Below are 17,436 nucleotides of genomic sequence, written 5' to 3' on the forward strand. Positions count from 1 at the left end.
GCCTCGATGCAGATGCGCCCGGAGCTGCTGCTGCCGGAAATCGTCGTCTTCCTCGGGGGGCTGGTGGTGCTGCTGGGCGGATCGTTCCTGCCCCGGGACCGCCAGTGGATCGCCCGCGTGGTCGCCGCCCTGGCCCTGCTGGGTGCTGCGGCCGCGGCCGTCCTCGCCATGACCGGACCCGCGCAGAGCGCCTTCAGCGGCACCTTCACCGTGGACACCGCCACCGGTGCCGCCCGGGTGATCGCCGCCCTGACCACCCTGCTGGTGCTGGGGGTGGCCTCCGGGGAGCTCGCCGGGTCCCCGCGGGAGTCGGACACGTACGCGCTGCTGCTCCTCGCCACCACCGGGGTGATGGTCCTGGCCGGGGCCACCGACCTGCTCGTGCTGATCGCCGGCTTCCTGCTGGCCAGCATCCCCCTGTACGGGATCGTCGGGCTCACCGGCGGCCGCGCCGGGGCCGAGGCCGCCATGAAGACCTACCTCATGGGGGCGCTGTCCGGGATCCTGCTCATGGCCGGGGTCACCGTGCTCTACGCCCTGGCCGGCGGCACCGACTACGCCCTGCTCCAGGAGACACTGCCTGCCGCCCCGGCAGGAGCCGTGGGGGCGGGTGTGCTGGGCGTGCTCGCCGGGCTGCTCTTCAAGGCCGGTGGGGTGCCCTTCCACTTCTGGGTGCCCGACGCCGCCCAGGGCACCGGGGCCACCGCCGCTACGTTCCTCACCACTGTGCCCAAGGTGGGGGCGCTGGTGGCCGTGTACCGGCTCGTGGCCACGGTCGCCGCCGGGGACGGCTCCTGGTTGTTCGTCGCGGGACTGCTGGCCACCGCCTCGATGTTCCTGGGCAACCTCGCCGCCTACTGGCAGACCGACCCGCGACGGCTGCTGGGCTGGTCGACGGTGGCCCAGGTCGGGTTCCTGCTCGTGCCCGTGGCCGCGGCCGGGCGCAGCGACCTGGCCCTGCCCTCGCTGCTGTTCTACCTCGCCGCCTACGCCGTCACCAACGTCGCCGCCTTCGCCGTCACGGCCGCGCTGCCCGGACACCGGGAGCTGGCCGGCTACCGGGGCCTGGCCCGCTCCCGCCCCGGCCTGGGGCTGGCGCTGCTGGTGGCGCTGCTGGGGCTGGTGGGCACCCCGCCGCTGGCCGTGTTCGTCGGCAAGCTCACCACCGCCACCGCCGCCTGGGACGGCGGGCACGGCTGGCTGGTCCTGGTGGTGGTGCTCAACAGCGTGCTCAGCCTCTTCTACTACCTGCGCTGGTTCGCCCCCGTCTTCGCCCGCCCGGACCAGCACACCGCGGGATTCCCCGGACGCGGCGGGGCGGCCGCCTGGCCGGCCGCCACCGCTGGGGTCGCCGCGACCGCAAGCCTGGTGCTGGGCGTCCTGGCCGGTGCCCTGTGGGAGGCCATCGACGGCCCCCTGGTCATGTAGGTGCAGCGACTCCGCGCCCCGGACCGCCCGTGCGCAACGCCGAGAACGCGAACTCAGGCCCGAGTGCTCTGGCCGTGCTCGGCCGCATAGGCGGCGAAGACCGCCCCCGGGGTCCTCCCCGGTGCCCACGAAGTCCTCCTTGATCTCGGACCCGAGCTGCTCCAGGGCCGAGGACAGCCGCTGGGCGCCCAGCCGCACCGCCGCCTCGGGCCGAGCCATGGCCGCATCGACCAACCGCAGCGCATACGGCAGCTGCCGGGCCAAGGACAGGTCGGGGTTGCTCTCCTGGAAGTAGAATCCCTCGGTGTGCTGGGTGAAGTCCACGGACACCTTCCCCACACCCTCCTCGAGGGGGTCCAGGACCCGGGAGGCGGAGGCCGCGTCCACGTCACCGATCGCCTCGGCGTAGCCGGCATCTGAGGTTCCACCAGGCCCTTGCCTGCTTCGGGGGCCGTCTCGCCATCGCTGATCCATCGCCGGGTCGGTTCCATCGGCGCGTCAGCGGGCTCACCGATGGCCCTCCTCGAGGGCTCAATGCCGTTCATAGTGCGTCCCGGTGGTGGTCTCCTCGCAGGCGAAGCGCTCCTTGAGGGTCTCGTGAGCCCGGCGAGGTCCCGCGCTGGTCGGCGGCGGGACGGAGCCGCCTTGTCGGGTGCTGGAGCCTGCGGTCCCAGTGAACGCCTTACCAGCACCACCATGCTCAGGAGTCAGCAAGGCTAGGCCCATTCCATGTGCCACACCATGACGGTGTTTCTTGGCCGGCTCGGTGTCCGGGGGCCGCGCGGACGCGGCGGCCCCCGGGTGTGTGCGGGTCAGGACTGCTCGGGCAACTCCTGGAGCATGGTCTTCATCTCCTGAATCTCGGCCTCCTGGTCCTCGATGACCTGCTGGGCCAGGGCCACGGCCTGCGGGTTCTCGCCGTTGTCGACCTCGTCGCGGGCCATGTCCACGGCGCCCTCGTGGTGGACGGTCATCTGCTCCAGGTACAGTCGGGCGGCTTCGGTGCCCTGGGCGTCCTCCAGCTGTTGCATGTCCTCTTCGCTCATCATCCCGTCCATGCTCGAGCCGTGGTCCATGCCTTCCATGCCGTCGGACTCCATCAGGGGTTCCTCGTCCCAAGCGGTGAGCATGGCATTCATGCGCTCGATCTCCGGGCCCTGGGCCGCGACCACACCTTGGGCGAAATCGCGCACGTTGTCCGGGATGTTGTCCTTGGCCAGCAGCATCTCGCTCATCTCCACGGCCTGCTGGTGGTGGGGGATCATCATTTGGGCGAACATCACGTCGGCGTCGTTGTGCTCGGCGGCGATCGCCTCGGCGGACCCGGAGGGGGAGGCCGAGGTGGTGCTCGTGGCCTGGGCGCTGGAGGTGGCCGGGGCAGCGGTTTCCGGGGCGGTCTCGGTGCTCTCTTCGGCACCGGTGCCGCAGCCGACCAAGGCCAGGGCGGTGGTCAGGGCGAGGGTGGTCAGGGTGGTGGAACGCTTCACAATATGTCCTTACATTGGGGATGGGTTGGGGCGCGGGGTGGCCCCGGGGCGGTCAGGAAGTGGCCAGCGTGTAGCCGGCCTCCTCGATGGCGGATCGGACGGCCTTCGTCGACATCGGTCGTTGGCTTGTCACGGTGACGGCGGAGGTGTCGTCGGCTACGAGGTCGATCTCTACGTCTTGGACGCCCTCCAGGGCGGTCAGGGCATCGGTCACTCGCCCAGCGCAGTGGCCGCATGTCATGCCCTCCACCTGGTAGGTCGTCGAGGTGCTGACGTCGGAGGGCACCCGAGGGTTGGTTGAGGCTGGTTCGTCCTGTGCGGCAGGCGGTGCGCAGCAGGCGCAACCGGTGGAGACGAGAGGAAGTCTGAGATTGGTCGCATCGGTCACGGCGGGCTCCTTCGAATAGGGATAGTGCCTTTCGGCAAGGGGGATCGCGCCCAACAAGTAGATATATACCCCGTAGGGGTATATATCAAGGCGGTTGGGCTCAGGTGGTGATCATCGCCTGCTCTGCCCTGTCGTGGCTGTGGCGTGGCAGTGTTGCGATGAACACGGTTCCGTGTCCGGGCCCGGGGGAGTGGGCGGTGAGAGCGCCTTCGTGGGCCTCGACCAGGGCTTTCGAGATGGTCAGGCCAATTCCGGAGCCGCCGTGGTCGCGGTCCCGGGCGGTGTCGCCGCGGTAGAAGCGCTCGAAGACGTGCGGCAGCTGTTCACGGCTTATGCCTTCGCCCGTGTCGGTGACGCGGATGGCGACGTCTTCTGAGCCCTGCCCGCCCGTGCTGATGGTCACCGTACCGCCGGGCGGGGTGTGGCGCAGGGCGTTGGAGAGCAGGTTGCCCAGCACCTGTCCGAGGCGTTGCCGGTCCACGTCCACGGTCCCCGCCGGTTCCGTGGCCTCGATCTCCAGGGTGACGCCCTTGGCTGCGTAGGCTTCTTTCGCGGCGTCGCCGGCGGCCTGGAGCAGATCGGTCACGGACTCTTCCGCACGGTCGAGCACGAACCTGCCTTCCTCAGCGCGGGAGACGTCGTTGATGTCTTCGACCAGCCGGGTCAGCCGAGCCATCTGCTCGGCCATGACGTCGCTGGTGGTGGTGTCCCAGTCGATGACTGCGTCCTGGAGGCCCTCGAGGTAAACGGTGAGCACGGAGATGGGGGTGCGCATCTCGTGGGCCAGGTCGGAGAGCATCTGGCGTCGAGTGTCCTCGGTACGCTGCAGCCGCTCGGCCATGGTGTTGAACGAAGTGGCCAGGGCGTCCACTTCCGCCCCGGCGCCCATGGCCGGGACCCGGGTGTCGTAGCGGCCGCGGGCCATCCTTTGGGCCGCCTCGGTTAGCTTTCCCAGCGGGGTTTGGATGCGGCGGGAGAGCCAGACGGTGGCCAGTAGCGCACAGATCAAGGCGGTGGCCAGGGCCACGGTCAGAGTGATCAGGTTGGTGTCGCGGTAGGCCCGCTCCACGTGCAGCAGTTCCGGAGAGCTCTCGGGGTGCCCGGCCATGACGAGGTGATCGTGGAACAGCGCTGGGCCGACCAGGGAGGCCACCACGATCGCGGCCACGAGGCTGGTGCCCACCACCAGCAACTGGGCGCCCAGAAACCGAGAGGCCAACCCGCGTTCGCGCCGGGGGCTCATCGGGCCACCATCCGGTAACCGACTCCGCGCACGGTGTCGATATAACGGCTTGGGTCCGCGCCGAGCTTGCGGCGCAGGTGCCCGATGTGCACGTCTACGATCCGCTCATCGCCCACCCAGGCTGGGTCCCAGACGGTGTCGATGAGCTGACGGCGCGAGAGCGGTTGGTGCGGGCGGGCGGACAGGGCCGCGAGCAGATCGAACTCGGTGCGGGTCAATGCCACCGGGGTCTCGGCCACCCGGGCCTCGTGGGTGGCGAGGTCGATGACGAGATCCCCGACCACTCGCTCCGGCTCCGGTGGTGCGATCGTGGTGCGGGGCCGGCGCAGCACCGCTTGGACCCGGGCGACGAGCTCACGGACGCTGAAGGGCTTGGTGATGTAGTCATCGGCCCCGACCTCCAGCCCGGCCAGCTTGTCCTCTTCGTCCCCGCGGGCGGTGAGCATCAGCACGTAGCACTCCGAGAAGGCCCGCAGTCGGCGGCACACCTCGATCCCGTCCAGCCCGGGAAGCCCCAGGTCCAGGACGACGACGTCGGGCTCCCGGGTGCGGGCGGCTTGAAGGGCGTCGGGGCCGGTATGGGCGGCGGTGACGTCGAAGCCGGCCCGAGTCAGGTAGGTGGCGACCATTTGGGCCAGGGGCTTCTCGTCGTCCACCACGAGCACACGCCCGGCTGGGGCCGCGGAGTCGGTGCCGGAAGTCATGCCCCTTAGTGTCCCCCGTCGCCTCGGGCAGATCGCCGCCGGGGACCGGATTCTCCACAATCTTCGTCAAACCTTCAAGGGAATCGGACTCTTTCCTGCTCCTGACCCGCCGAAGATGGTTCTGGATCCCCATCTTGCCTGATGACCCGGAAAGGAATTCATGAACACCCTCTCCCGTAGAAGCCTGGTGGTCGGGGGGCTGGGCCTGCTCGGCTCCAGTGCCCTGGCGGCCTGTTCCGCTCCTTCCACCTCCTCCGCGGCCGGCACGGGGTCCAGGGCGGCCTCTGCGGGCGCCGGTCAGCGCGTTGTCGCCAAGACGCTCACCGCCCGGCCGGTGCGCCTGGACCTGGGCGGGCCGACCGTGTCGACATGGGCCTACGGTGACAGCGCCCCCGGTCCGCTCATCCGCGCAACCGCCGGGGACCGCCTGCGGATCACCGTCGACAACCAGTTGCCGGCGCAGACCACCGTGCACTGGCACGGGATTGCCCTGGACCCGGCAGCGGATGGGGTGCCCGGGGTGACCCAGGACCCGATCGCAGCCGGTGCCACCTACACCTACGACTACACCGTCCCGGATCCGGGCACCTATTTTTACCACCCGCACGTCGGGGTGCAGCTGGACCGCGGCCTGTATGCCCCACTGATCATTGATGACCCCCAGGAACCCGGGGACTACGACCACGAGTGGATCCTGGTCCTCGACGACTGGGTCGACGGCACGGGCCGGACCCCCGACGACATCCTGACCACCCTGACCTCCTCAGGGGAGGGTGGCATGGACCACGGAAACATGGGTGGCATGGGTGGCATGGAGGGCATGGACATGTCTTCTGGCTCCTCGGAGGGCATGGCTGGCATGGATCACGGCAACATGAGCGCCGGTGACTCCCCGTACGGCGATGACGCCGGGGACGTGGCCTACCCGCACTACCTGGTCAACGGGCGGGTGCCGGCTGACCCGGAGGTGCTCACTGCGAAGCCGGGCCAACGGGTGCGGCTGCGGATCATCAACGCTGCTGCGGACACCATCTTCACGGTCGCCCTGGGCGGGCACCGGATGACGGTCACCCACACCGACGGGTTCCCCGTGCAGCCGCAGGACACCGATGCCCTCTATCTGGGCATGGGGGAGCGCTACGATGCGACCGTCACCCTGGCCGAGGGTGTCTTCCCGTTCGTGGCCGTGCCGCTGGGCAAGGAGGGGCAGGCCATGAGTCTGGTGCGCACCAGTTCCGGTGCCGCTCCGTCGCCGTCCGTGCGACCGGCGGAGTTGAACAAGCCGGTGCTGGTCGGTGCCCAGCTGAAACCTGCCGACAGCGCCCGGCTCGAAGCCCGGGAACCTGATGTGCGCCTGGAGCTGGCCATGACCGGACAGATGAATCCTTACGAGTGGGGATTCAACGGGGCCCCTTACGGGCAGCACGACCCACTGGAGGTTCAAGAGGGACAGCGGGTGCGGCTTAACGTGGCCAACCACACGATGATGGCCCATCCCTGGCACCTGCACGGGCACACTTTCGCGCTGCCCAACGGCCTGCGCAAGGACACCGTCCTGATCGCCCCGATGCAGTCGATGGCCATCGACGTGCAGGCGGACAATCCCGGGAACTGGCTGATCCACTGCCACAACATCTACCACGCCGAGGCCGGCATGACGACCGAGCTGAGATACCGCCCATGACCGTTGTCACCCGACGCACCTTGTTCTCCGTGGGCCTGGTTGCCGGGACGGGGTGGGCTGTCACCGCCTGCTCACCACAGTCACCACAGTCGGAGTCCTCGTCCTCGTCCGGTAGCGACGGTGGCACCGCCATCACCCACGTGCACGCCATCAGCCGGGACACGGCCACCGGGGTGATCCTGCTGGCCACCCACCAAGGCCTGTTCCTGCTGGAGAACACGGAACTCACCCAGGTCGGCCCGACCGTGGACCTGATGGGCTTCACCTCCACCGGGGACGGACGCTATCTGGCCTCGGGCCACCCCGGACCCGGGGTGGAGTTGCCCGAGCCGCTGGGACTGGTCGAGTCCACCGACGGGGGCCAGACCTGGAGTGTGCTGTCGCGGGCCGGGGAGTCGGACTTCCATGCCCTGACCGCGGGCCCGGATCGGATTCTCGCCTTCGATGGGCAACTGCGCACCAGCACCGATGGGCGCAACTGGAAAACCCTCGCGATCCCCTCCGCCCCGATGGCCCTGGCCATCGCCCCGAGTGGCGGGGCGACGCTGGCCACCACTGAGGAGGGCTTGTTGCGATCCACCGACGGCGGGGTCAACTGGACGAGCGTGGACACCCCGCAGTTGATGTCCCTGGTGGCCTGGGCCGATGACCACACGGTGGTGGGTGCTGGGCCTGGCGGCCGCTTGCTGATCAGCGACGACTCCGGGCAGACCTGGACGGCCACCGGGGAAACCTTCGGGGAGGTCACCGCCCTGGGGGCGAGCATGACCGGCGACGGGGCGGTGGAGACCCTTTTGGTGGCTGGCTCCACCGTCCTGGGCATCACCGACGGAGGAAACACCGTCGAGCAACTGCTGTGACCGGCAACACCGGCACCTTTGCTGCGGAGCAACAGCGGATTCCGCCACGGACGTGGCGGCCTTGCAGACGACGAGGACAGTGACGAGGAGAGCGATGAGCGACCGCCATGGAACCGAAGCCCCCGACCGGGCCACTCCTCCAGAGGATTCCCCCACGCGGGGGCGGCTGGTCGCGATCGACGCTGCCCGGGGGCTGGCGCTGATTGGGTTGACCGCCATCCATTTCCTGCCCGCCTCCGATGAGGAGACACACGAGCCGACCTGGTCCTGGATCCTCTTCGCCGGGGACTCGGCAGCGTTGTTCGCCTTGCTGGCCGGGGTGGGGCTGGCTTTCGGCTCGGGTGGGCGCACCCGTCGGCAGGGGCAGTTGATGACGGCCGCCCGGGTCGGGGTGGCGGTCCGGGCTCTGCTGATCGCCGCAGTGGGCATGTCCATCGGGTACCTGATGCCTGAAGACCCCCCGGCCGTCAACATCTTGGTCTACTACGGGGTGTTCTTCCTGCTGACCATTCCCTTCCTCCACTTACGCCCCGTGACCCTGGTCATGTGCGCGATGCTCTTCGGAGTCGTGGCACCGGTGCTGATGCAGATCCTGCGGGGCCGGTTGCCGGAGTCCACCGCCTACAACCCCACTTTCAACGACGTGGTCACCGATCCCGGGGCGACAGCGGCCCAGCTGTTGCTGACCGGCACGTACCCGGCCCTGCCGTACATGACGTACCTGCTGACCGGCCTGGCCCTGGGGCGTCTGAACCTGCGCAATGTGCAGGTCCAAACCTCGCTGGTGTTGATAGGGGCCGGGTTCGCCGCATTCGCCTACCTGAGCTCCTACGTTCTGCTCTACATTGCCGAGGGCTACCACCAGTTGTTGCCCAGCGTCCCGGAACAGAGCGAGGAAGTGGTGGATGAGATCCTCGTGTGGGGAACCGACGAGGGGCTGCCCACCAGCACCGGGTGGTGGCTGGCCGTCACCACCCCGCACGCGAACATGCCGCTGGCCATTGCCTGGAGCCTGGGGATCGGGCTGGCCGTGCTCGGGACCTTCCTTCTCCTGGCCCGCACGATGGGGCCGTGGCTGCTACCTCTGTCGGCGATGGGAGCGATGACCTTGACCCTCTACTCGGCTCAGCTGGTGCTGCTGTCCTTTGAACTGCACTACGACCAGCCTGAGATCTGGTTCCTGGCCTATCTCCTCCTGGCTGCCCTGTTCGCGGTGGGTTGGCAGCGCGCCTTCGGGCAAGGACCCTTCGAACGACTCGTCAGCATGGCCGCCAAGGGAGCCGGCCGCGCCGCGGTAGGGAACCGGACTCGCCTCGATCCCCACTGACCCCGACACGGAAGATGAACCCCCTCCTACGGGAGAGCCTTCCGGAGAACATGTGGGAAACCACGCACCGATGCTGTCGAAGGACTGCCAGTCTGCGAGAGTCGGATCTGAAGGCGGGGCTCAGAGCCCGGAGTAGGAGTGCAGACCCTCGAACACCGTGTTGACCACGGTGAAGTTGAAGATCACGCAGAGGTAGCCGGTGATCGACAGCCAGGCCGAGCGGGTGCCGGTCCAGCCGCGAGTGGCGCGGGCGTGCATGTAGGCCGCGTAGACCACCCAGATCACGAACGTCCAGACCTCCTTGGGATCCCAGCCCCAGTAGCGGCCCCAGGACTGCTCGGCCCAGATCGCGCCGGCGGCAAGAGTAAAGGTCCAGAACGCGAAGCCGACCGCGTTGAGCCGGAAGGACAGGTTCTCCAGCGCCTGGGAGGAGGGGACCATGGCCAGGAAGCCCATGCCAGGGGCCTCCCCGGACAGGATCGCTCGTTCGCGCCGGGACTGCAGCAGCTGCAGCACGGCCATGGCGAACGTGATGGTGAAGATCCCGGAGGCCGCTACCGCGATGGACACGTGAATCACCAGCCACCAGGACTGCAGCGCGGGGACGAGCGGACCCACCGGGGTGGGGAAGCCGATGGTGGCTGCGCACAGCATGATCACCACAAGCCCGGACACCAGGGTCCCCACGAAGCGCAGATCCCGGGCCAGGAGCGCGGCCAGGTACACCCCGGTCACGACCAGGGCCCCGGTGGTGGCAAATTCGTACATGTTGCCCCACGGCACCCGGCCGGCGGCGATCGCCCGGCTGGCGACCGCGGCGGTGTGGAGGAGGAAGGCCAGGACCATGATGGTCAGAGCCGCCCGCGCCGCGGGGCGGCGTTCCCCGGTGTAGCGCATGGAGGAGTCGGCGACGTGTTCGGCCAGCACGGCTCGGGTAGAAGGCTGGTGTCCGCGGCCGCGTTCACTGGCGCCCAGTCCGGGCCTAGAGTCGTCGGCCTCCTTGGTGGTTCCGGCGGTGCTGTCCACCTGAGCAGGGGCGGTCACCGCGCCCACCAGTTGCTCGTCCCGTCTGCTGTGATGCTCGGCTCGGCGCAGGGTCCTGGAGTGGGAGGCCATGTCCCAGGCGAAGGCCACGAAGGCCACTAGGTAGGTCATGGCGGCCAAGAGCATGAACAGCGCGCTCCAGGTGCCCAGGGTCTCGTTGATGGTCATGGATGCCTGTCCTCTCAGTCGTGGTTAGGCCCGCTCCAGGCCCGATTCGTGCTCCGATGCGCGGCAGGGTCCCCCGGCGGATCCGCGGTTCCCCATTGCTCGGTGAACAGCTCGCTCAGCCGCTGGGCCTCGGTAGCGAGCCGGGGGTCCTCGCCGCGGGCCAGCAATCCGTACTCCAGGACCGTGCAGGCCCCGCCGTTCCTGTCGACGCCCTGCCCCGCGCGCACCCAGACGCGGCGGCGGGAGATGAACATGGACATCAGCAGGCCCGTGAACGCCAGGACGAAGGAGATGAAGGCCCCGAATCGGCCGGGGTCGTAGACGATGTCCAGGCCCACGTAACGCTTGACGTCCAGGAACTCGATCGTGCCTTTGCCCTCGGGCAGCTCGTGCACGGGGTTCGCGGCGTCTATGGCGATCGGTCCGCTCTGGCTGAGCATGCCGTTGAGCTCGGTGAGTTCCTCGACGTCGAGGACGTACACGTTCTGCGGGACCCCGTTGTCCAGCCCCAGGTCCCCGTAGTAGGAGGACAAGATCAGTTGTGGGTTGGCCAGACCCGGGTCCACTGATCGCGGCATCCCGTCCGGTCCGGTGACCGCGGTGGGTAGCAGCAACCCGGTGAAGCCGAGCTGGTCAGGTCGCGCGTCCGGGACCTTCAGCACCAGCGAGGACGTGTAGACCCCGTCGGAGGGGATGGTCACCACGGGGCCTTCGAAGGCGACGTCCCCGTTGCCGTCGGTGACCCGGATCACCGGGGCGTAGCCGTTACCAATGAGGAAAGACTTCACGCCGTTGACGTTCACCGGTGCATTGACCTTCAGGGTCTCCGGCTGCGGCTCCGTACCCGGTTCCTGGACGGTGATCTCCGCGGTGAAGTCCAGGGGTGCCCCGTAGCTGCGCGGGTTCGTGGTGTCCCGGTTGAACACGGCCTCGAAGCGGTCGAGCCGGATCGAGAAGGGCTCGAGCCAGTCGGGGTTGTAGTTGGTGCCGGGGGTGAAGGAGTCGTAGTTGATCAGGGTGTTGGCAAACGACTCGCCCTCCACGAGGATTTTTTGGCCCTTGTAGCCGAAGAGGGAGCCGACGGCCACGGACACCAGCACGCCCAGCAGGGCCAGGTGGAAGACGACGTTGCCGACCTCCTTCCACATGCCGCGCTCGGCGGCCACCGACGGTGCGGCCGTCCCGGCGTCCCGCACGGCCACCCGGTAGCCGCGCCTCCTGAGCAGCCGGGCGGCGTCGGCGACGACGTCGTCGGGGGCCGGTGCCCCGGCGTCGTCGCGCCCGCCCAGGGCGAGGACCCGGTGCTCGGGCAGCCGTTCGAGCCGGCGCGGGGTGCGCGGGGGCTCGGCCCGCCACGCCCGCCAGTGCTTGGCCGCGCGCGGGAGGACGCATCCTACGAGGGAGACGAACAGGAGGATGTAGATCGCGGAGAACCACGCCGAGGAGAAGACGTCGAACAGTTGCAGCCGGTCCAGCCACTCCCCCAGGACGGGGTTGTTGTCGAGGTAGTCCTGGACCGCCGCCGGGTCCTGGATGCGCTGCGGGAAGATGGAGCCCGGCACCGCGGCGACCGCCAGGAGCAGCAGCAGGAACAGGGCGGTGTTCATCTTGGTCAGCTGGGTCCAGGCCCACCGGGCCATGCCGAGGGGTCCGAGGGCGGGGAGCTCGACGTCATTTTTCCCAGGGCCAGCAGCTGAGGAGCCCCCGGCGCCACTGGCGGTGCTGCTCTCTGTGTTGCTGGCGGTGGGGCTCATACCGGCCTTTCTGACCCCGGGACTGGGGCGGGATGGGTTGCCGGCCGTCATGCCGCTTCGGCCACCGTGTCCTCGAGGAGGGTCTCGAGCACGGAGCGGTCGGCGATGCCGAGGATGCGGGCGGCCACCCGCCCCTGGGCGTCGAGCACGAGCGTGGTCGGCACGGCCTGCGGCGGCACGTAGGCGCTCAGCGCCATCAGTACGCCCCCGTCCTTGTCCTCGAAGGAGGGGTAGGGGATCTCGAAGGTGCGCTCGAACGCCTCGGCGGTGGCCCGCTCGTCGCGCAGGTTCACGCCGTAGAACGCGGCCTGCCCGTCGAACCGTTCGGCGAGCTCGCGGAGGTCGGGGGCCTCGACGCGGCACGGGGCGCATCCGGCGTACCAGAAGTTCAGCAGCGCGGGCCGTCCGCGCAGGTCCTCGGCGGAGAGGGTCGTGCCGTCGAAGAGCGTGCCGGTGAACTGGACCGGTTCCCCGCGCTGGTCGGCCGGGTACTCGGAGACCGTGCCGTCCCCGGCGATGTAGCCCTTCTGGTCCCCCGAGTTCGCCTGCTGGGCGAGGGAGTCCTCCTCCGTGCACCCGGCGAGGGCGAGTCCGAGGACGCCCAGGCCCGCGAGGGAGAGCACGCGGCGGCGGGACGGACGGGAGGCGGGCGAGGGGCGGGAGATCATGGGCATTTCACCTGAGGATTGGAATAGGTGTGGGGACGGGAGGGGCAGCGCAGACCCCCCGCCCTGATGGGCAGGGAAGCTGATGGGTTTGGGGAGGTTACCCCGCGGGCTTGCCATGGGAAGGTTCGGGGCCGGCACCCGGCATCGAGGTCCTAGATCCCAGGCAGGCCCAGGATCGGGGGCCACCGTGTAGCCGAAGCCGATTGCGCGGCCGCAACCGTTCTCGACTCCGCGTTGTTTCCCAGCCGACGTGCTGCACCATCATCCACGGAAGTACTACGATGGATAGTAACTGTTCTGGGGGAGGATTTCATATCGCCTCTTTCCTTCTGCAAGAGGGTCGGTTTGCCGGTTCTACGGTCAAGGCGCTGTTGCTGGTGCGCGGCGTTCCGATGATGCCGGAGGGGAAGAATGATCTCTTCCTATGGGCGTTATCGCTGATCACGCGGGACCTCCACCTCTCCGGTCATGGCCTTGGACGCGAGGCTGTTGCGCCATCTCTGCCGCACGCGGCGGCACCAGGAGTGACCGGAGCCCGCAGCAGGTCTAGTCCGTGGCGCGGCCTTGGTGAACGCCAGACCGACGTGCCTCGGGTGACCTTCGGGCACCGCTGGCGCGCGGCTGCCCGGGTCACCTCCGGCTACGTTCACGACCGAAATGCCGATATGAACCCCACAGTGGCCGCGGAACGCCGGTCGCTGATGTTGCGGGAAGCCCGGAAAGTGGGATTGCAGGGCTGGGTAGAAGGGTGCCGGTGCCCAGAATCCGTTTCGCGGCGGGGCCCTACTATGGGGCATAGGAAACGTGGGGAAGCGGCGGCGTTGGACGCGGGAAGGAGACCTCCATGCACCATCTGGGACACCTGGAGTCGGCGATCATGGACCTCATGTGGTCGCGGTCCGCTCCGGCTTCCGTTCGAGAGATTCTGGTCGGCCTGCAACCGGAGCGGGAACTGGCCTACATGACCGTGAAGACCGTCATGGACACCCTCCACCGCAAGGGCTTGTTGATCAGGGAACCCGACGGGCGCGCCTTCCGTTACCGGCCCACCCGCACGCGTGAGCAATACACTGCGGCGCACATGGGGGAGGTCCTGGCCAGTGGCAACGATCGGCGAGCCACGCTGCTGCACTTCCTGGAGCAGATCCCGGCCGAAGACCTTACCCAGCTGCGCGAGGCATTGAACCAGGCGGCAGGGCCGTCGGCCGGGACAACCCCGTGACAACCCCGGTGCTGCTGATCACCTTCGCACTGCTCGCCATCCTGGCGGGTCCGTTGCTGGAGGGCAGGGGTTGGGTCGACCGGTCGCCCCGGTTGGGGATCCTGGTCTGGCAAGCCCTAACCGCCTCGATCGTGGTGAGTGTCATCCTGGCCGGTGTGTCCCTGGCGCTACCAGTGATGCCGGCCCTCAGGGAATTGGCGGATTTCCTGCAAGCCTGCGCGATGGTACTGCGGGCCCAGTACTCCACACCCGGAGGTGCAGCAGTCAGCACGGCAGGGGCAGTGATGGCGTTCGTGCTCGGGGCCCGGGTGCTCTACTGTCTGGCCATCGAGGTGATGTCTGCCCGGCGGGACCGGAAAAAGCACATCGGCTCCCTGTCGTTGGTCTCCCACCGTGATCCGACCACCGATGTGCTGGTGGTCGACCACGCGGTGCCGGCCGCTTACTGTCTGCCCGGGCGTCGCCGCGACATTGTCTTCACGACCGCAGCCCTACGCGTCCTGGACGAACAACAACGTCAGGCGGTGCTGCGCCACGAACTGGCGCACCTGCGCGGGCACCACCATCTGATCCTTATCGGTGCCAATGCGTTGGCGCGGGCCATCCCCCGAGTCCCCATCTTCGCCATGGCGCGAGTGGAGCTGGGCCGGCTGGTGGAACTGGCCGCCGACGACCGAGCGGCCGCCGGCAATGACAGCAGGCTCACCGTGGCCAGTGCCTTGGTGCGACTGGCCGAGGCCGGACATGCTCCCGCCTCTGCCCTGGCTGCCAGCGGTACTGCGACACTGGTACGTGTGCGCCGGTTGGCGGCACCTGCCGCCCCGCTGCACCGGGCACGGGTGGCGCTGACGATGGTCGCGGCCACCGCAATGCTGGCCCTGCCGGTGGCTGTTACTGCAACCCCGGCCCTTGCCACGGTCCAAGCACAGACCTGCCCGGTGGAGTTGACCCAGAGCGTCTGAAGCGCACGGCCGGATGCACCACCCGGTACAGGGGGTAGCGAACGAGTCGGTGAGGAGAACGCCATTGTCGGGGTGGTGATGGCGTTGGCCTCGGTGTCCGTTGTCAATCACAGTCTGCGTCCGCGCAGCGTCCGTTCCCATCGCCCCGGTCCTCGAGTCATAGCCGCGCCGTCGAGAAGCAGTGATCACCGCAGCCGCATGACTGGCGATGGCCTCCATGAAGAAGTCGCCAAGCGGAGTGAGGGGATCAAAATGTTGCAGGTGCAACAGACGTGAGGCCAGCGGTGTGCGCCCTCGTGTCGAGCTGGTGAACGCCACGATGACGCGTGGTGGTCGGTAGCTCCTAGCGCTGTCCCGGTGCGCTCTGTGGTGACCGCCCGCGCCATGGGTTCAGGTCCATGCAGCCCGTGGGGTTGGCAAAGGCGACGTTTGGACTTGGTCTCTCAAACCGTCTACTATGCCACATAGTATTAGATGTCTTGATGGCAGCCAGCCGGAGCCTTTTTCGTGTTCGCGGCCAAGGTTTCGACGCGGGCCGCCGCCGTAGTCATCGACGGAGCCGTCGTCGGCGCCCAGTCGTTGCCATCCCGCCCCAAGAGCCGGGATCCAGCAACGCGGGCAAGGCGCGGATGTCCGAGCAATGATGGCCCACCGTCCCAACATGGCCCCGCCACGTGAACAGACGACGGGCAACATAGGCGGGCAGAGAGTAGAGAGCACTCGCTTCGTAGGCGTCTAGACAGACCGACCAGTCCGTTCCCCTGTCCTCTTTAGGAAAGTAACCTCATGATTCTCAACGCCAACATCGTCGGGAGCCGAAAAACCCGCACCGCCGCGATGGCTGCAGTGACCGCTCTGCTCGTCACCGCCTGCACCCAGCAGGGCACCGAGTCGGGGGAGGCTGCGTCCTCGTCTGGGGAGGAGAATCCGTTCGGACACGTTCACGGCCTGGCGCTGGACCCGGGTACCGATCAGCTGTTGTTGGCAACCCACAATGGATTGTTCGACATCAGCGGAGAGTCACCGGAGAAGATCGGGCCCACCAACGACCTGATGGGTTTTGCCACCGCCGATGCCGGGCGCTATTACGCTTCCGGGCACCCCGGCTCGGGCTCGGATCTGCCTAACCCGCTGGGTCTGGTGGAGTCCACCGACGGCGGGCAAACCTGGCAGGAGCTCTCCCGTCAGGGCGAGTCCGACTTCCACGCGTTGACGGTCTCGGAGGAGGGCGTCATCGGCTTTGACGGCACTCTACGGATGACCACCGACGGGCAGGAGTGGACCGAGGCCAGCGATCAGATTCAGCCGGTCAACCTCGCCGCCTCCACGGACGGGCCGGTCGTGCTGGCCACTACCGAAGACGGCGTGCAACGCTCGGATGACGGCGGGGCCACCTGGGAGCTACCCGAAGGCGCCCCGGTGTTGCTGATCACCGCCTTCGCCGACGCCAACACGGCGGTGGGGGTGGCCCCGGACGGGACCGTGCACGTCAGCCGCGACGCCGGGAAGAGCTGGGAGACGACCGGAGGAACCACCGGCCAACCCTCCGCTGTGGCCGCCAGCACGGACGGCGAGGACGGGTTGCAGATTTGGGTGGCCACTGAGCAGGGCATCGCGTTCTCCGACGATGCCGGGGCCACGTTCTCCACCACCATCCCGGCAGGACAGTAAGCAGCTCCGATGATGAAGGATCTGCGTGTCAGCGGCCGTGCCGCCCGTGAGGGGCGGGGCCGGTGATTCTGCTGAGCGTCGGAGAGTTCTTCGCCCAGAACGTCCAGTCCGGGGCGTTGCTCGTGGCGATCCCCTTGGCGCTGACCGCGGGGATCGTCTCCTTCATCTCCCCGTGCATCCTGCCGCTGGTGCCTGGCTACCTGGGGTACGTCTCGGGGTTGACTGATCCCGCTGCTCCCGGTAATCGGCGCAGAGTCCTGACCGGTGTGGGTCTGTTCATCCTGGGTTTCGCGCTCGTCTTCACCTTCTACGGGGCTGCATTCGGGGCCATCGGCGGGTGGTTGCTGCGGTGGCAGGACGTGATGATCCGCATCCTGGGCGTGTTCGTCATCGGGATGGGCCTGGCCCTGATCGGGCGACTGCCCTTCCTGCAGGCCACGACGAAGCCTTCCTGGCAGCCGCGCCGAGGCCTGGCCGGCTCTCCGTTGCTGGGCGTAGTTTTCGGCCTGGGCTGGACCCCGTGCATGGGACCGACCCTCAGTGCGGTACTGGCCCTGAGCACCACCACTGGCACCGCCTGGCGTGGGGCGCTGCTGGCCTTCGTCTACTGCCTCGGACTCGGCATTCCCTTCGTCATGGTCGCCCTGGGCATCAACTGGGTCTCCAAGACCCTGGCGTTCATCCGCCGGCACATGCGCGCCTTTAACCTCGCCGGTGGCTCCGTGCTGATCCTCGTGGGAGTGCTCATGGTCTCCGGGATCTGGGTGCGCTGGATCTACCAGCTCCAGAACCTTTCCGGCACCTATCTCACGCCCGTCTGATCCCT

The 17,436-nt window shown here is 68.3% G+C and carries 15 protein-coding genes; 8 read left to right on the forward strand and 7 right to left on the reverse strand.

Going from position 1 to position 17,436, the window contains the following annotated elements:
* The first annotated feature begins 6 nt into the window (after positions 1–6).
* Positions 7–1,428 (forward strand): NADH-quinone oxidoreductase subunit N, encoded by a 1,422-nt coding sequence (locus PU704_RS15120; protein ID WP_277551909.1) that lies wholly within the window; start codon positions 7–9, stop codon positions 1,426–1,428.
* Between the two features lie 812 nt (positions 1,429–2,240).
* Here the strand turns inward: PU704_RS15120 and PU704_RS15125 are convergent.
* The 4 genes from PU704_RS15125 to PU704_RS15140 form a co-directional block, all read right to left on the reverse strand.
* Entirely contained in the window at positions 2,241–2,915 is a 675-nt protein-coding gene (locus PU704_RS15125) for a DUF305 domain-containing protein (RefSeq protein ID WP_277551910.1), read from the reverse strand.
* A 52-nt stretch (positions 2,916–2,967) separates the two neighbouring features.
* The gene (locus PU704_RS15130; RefSeq protein ID WP_277551911.1) at positions 2,968–3,303 is read right to left on the reverse strand and encodes a heavy-metal-associated domain-containing protein; all 336 of its coding nucleotides are present in this window, start codon (positions 3,301–3,303) and stop codon (positions 2,968–2,970) included.
* Positions 3,304–3,403: 100 nt separating this feature from the next.
* Complete coding sequence (locus PU704_RS15135) at positions 3,404–4,546, reverse strand: sensor histidine kinase (RefSeq protein WP_277551912.1); 1,143 nt, start codon at positions 4,544–4,546, stop codon at positions 3,404–3,406.
* The gene (locus PU704_RS15140) at positions 4,543–5,250 is read right to left on the reverse strand and encodes a response regulator transcription factor (protein ID WP_277551913.1); all 708 of its coding nucleotides are present in this window, start codon (positions 5,248–5,250) and stop codon (positions 4,543–4,545) included. Before PU704_RS15140 ends, PU704_RS15135 begins: the two co-directional genes overlap by 4 nt.
* 160 nt (positions 5,251–5,410) lie before the next feature.
* Here PU704_RS15140 and PU704_RS15145 point away from each other — a divergent pair, with 160 nt between their 5' ends.
* From PU704_RS15145 to PU704_RS15155, 3 genes are all read left to right on the forward strand, one after another.
* Positions 5,411–6,934: a multicopper oxidase family protein gene (locus PU704_RS15145; RefSeq protein ID WP_277551914.1), complete on the forward strand. Its 1,524-nt coding sequence runs from the start codon at positions 5,411–5,413 to the stop codon at positions 6,932–6,934.
* Positions 6,931–7,794 (forward strand): F510_1955 family glycosylhydrolase, encoded by an 864-nt coding sequence (locus PU704_RS15150; RefSeq protein WP_338130236.1) that lies wholly within the window; start codon positions 6,931–6,933, stop codon positions 7,792–7,794. Before PU704_RS15145 ends, PU704_RS15150 begins: the two co-directional genes overlap by 4 nt.
* A gap of 94 nt (positions 7,795–7,888) precedes the next feature.
* Complete coding sequence (locus tag PU704_RS15155) at positions 7,889–9,121, forward strand: heparan-alpha-glucosaminide N-acetyltransferase domain-containing protein (protein WP_277551916.1); 1,233 nt, start codon at positions 7,889–7,891, stop codon at positions 9,119–9,121.
* A 120-nt stretch (positions 9,122–9,241) separates the two neighbouring features.
* On the opposite strand, the gene ccsB is transcribed toward PU704_RS15155, so the two are convergent.
* The 3 genes from ccsB to PU704_RS15170 form a co-directional block, all read right to left on the reverse strand.
* The gene (gene ccsB / locus PU704_RS15160) at positions 9,242–10,333 is read right to left on the reverse strand and encodes a c-type cytochrome biogenesis protein CcsB (RefSeq protein WP_277551917.1); all 1,092 of its coding nucleotides are present in this window, start codon (positions 10,331–10,333) and stop codon (positions 9,242–9,244) included.
* A 14-nt stretch (positions 10,334–10,347) separates the two neighbouring features.
* Complete coding sequence (gene resB, locus PU704_RS15165; protein ID WP_277551918.1) at positions 10,348–11,973, reverse strand: cytochrome c biogenesis protein ResB; 1,626 nt, start codon at positions 11,971–11,973, stop codon at positions 10,348–10,350.
* A gap of 161 nt (positions 11,974–12,134) precedes the next feature.
* A complete protein-coding gene (locus PU704_RS15170) occupies positions 12,135–12,755 on the reverse strand; it encodes a TlpA family protein disulfide reductase (protein ID WP_277551919.1) in 621 nt (206 codons plus the stop codon).
* An 844-nt stretch (positions 12,756–13,599) separates the two neighbouring features.
* On the opposite strand from PU704_RS15170, the gene PU704_RS15175 reads away from it, so the two are divergent.
* The 4 genes from PU704_RS15175 to PU704_RS15190 all read left to right on the forward strand — a co-directional run bounded on the left by PU704_RS15175 (position 13,600) and on the right by PU704_RS15190 (position 17,431).
* Positions 13,600–13,977, forward strand: coding sequence for a BlaI/MecI/CopY family transcriptional regulator (locus PU704_RS15175; protein ID WP_277551920.1), 378 nt, complete (start codon positions 13,600–13,602; stop codon positions 13,975–13,977).
* A gap of 8 nt (positions 13,978–13,985) precedes the next feature.
* A complete protein-coding gene (locus tag PU704_RS15180; protein ID WP_277551921.1) occupies positions 13,986–14,939 on the forward strand; it encodes a M56 family metallopeptidase in 954 nt (317 codons plus the stop codon).
* Positions 14,940–15,725: 786 nt separating this feature from the next.
* Positions 15,726–16,610, forward strand: a complete 885-nt coding sequence (locus tag PU704_RS15185) for a F510_1955 family glycosylhydrolase (protein WP_277551922.1) — start codon at positions 15,726–15,728, stop codon at positions 16,608–16,610.
* Positions 16,611–16,681: 71 nt separating this feature from the next.
* Positions 16,682–17,431: a cytochrome c biogenesis CcdA family protein gene (locus tag PU704_RS15190; protein WP_109269467.1), complete on the forward strand. Its 750-nt coding sequence runs from the start codon at positions 16,682–16,684 to the stop codon at positions 17,429–17,431.
* The last annotated feature ends 5 nt before the right edge of the window (positions 17,432–17,436 follow it).

It is taken from the genome of Kocuria oceani (genome assembly GCF_029524215.1).
GTDB classification, from domain to species: domain Bacteria; phylum Actinomycetota; class Actinomycetes; order Actinomycetales; family Micrococcaceae; genus Kocuria; species Kocuria oceani.

Coding starts and splice junctions, on each gene's coding strand:
- PU704_RS15185 (WP_277551922.1), top strand. CDS start 15,726: ATGATTCTCAACGCCAACATCGTCGGGAGCCGAAAAACCCGCACCGCC.
- PU704_RS15175 (WP_277551920.1), top strand. CDS start 13,600: ATGCACCATCTGGGACACCTGGAGTCGGCGATCATGGACCTCATGTGG.
- PU704_RS15150 (WP_338130236.1), top strand. CDS start 6,931: ATGACCGTTGTCACCCGACGCACCTTGTTCTCCGTGGGCCTGGTTGCC.
- resB (WP_277551918.1), bottom strand. CDS start 11,973: ATGGCCCGGTGGGCCTGGACCCAGCTGACCAAGATGAACACCGCCCTG.
- PU704_RS15120 (WP_277551909.1), top strand. CDS start 7: ATGCAGATGCGCCCGGAGCTGCTGCTGCCGGAAATCGTCGTCTTCCTC.
- PU704_RS15145 (WP_277551914.1), top strand. CDS start 5,411: ATGAACACCCTCTCCCGTAGAAGCCTGGTGGTCGGGGGGCTGGGCCTG.
- PU704_RS15155 (WP_277551916.1), top strand. CDS start 7,889: ATGAGCGACCGCCATGGAACCGAAGCCCCCGACCGGGCCACTCCTCCA.
- PU704_RS15140 (WP_277551913.1), bottom strand. CDS start 5,250: ATGACTTCCGGCACCGACTCCGCGGCCCCAGCCGGGCGTGTGCTCGTG.
- PU704_RS15135 (WP_277551912.1), bottom strand. CDS start 4,546: ATGAGCCCCCGGCGCGAACGCGGGTTGGCCTCTCGGTTTCTGGGCGCC.
- ccsB (WP_277551917.1), bottom strand. CDS start 10,333: ATGACCATCAACGAGACCCTGGGCACCTGGAGCGCGCTGTTCATGCTC.
- PU704_RS15170 (WP_277551919.1), bottom strand. CDS start 12,755: ATGATCTCCCGCCCCTCGCCCGCCTCCCGTCCGTCCCGCCGCCGCGTG.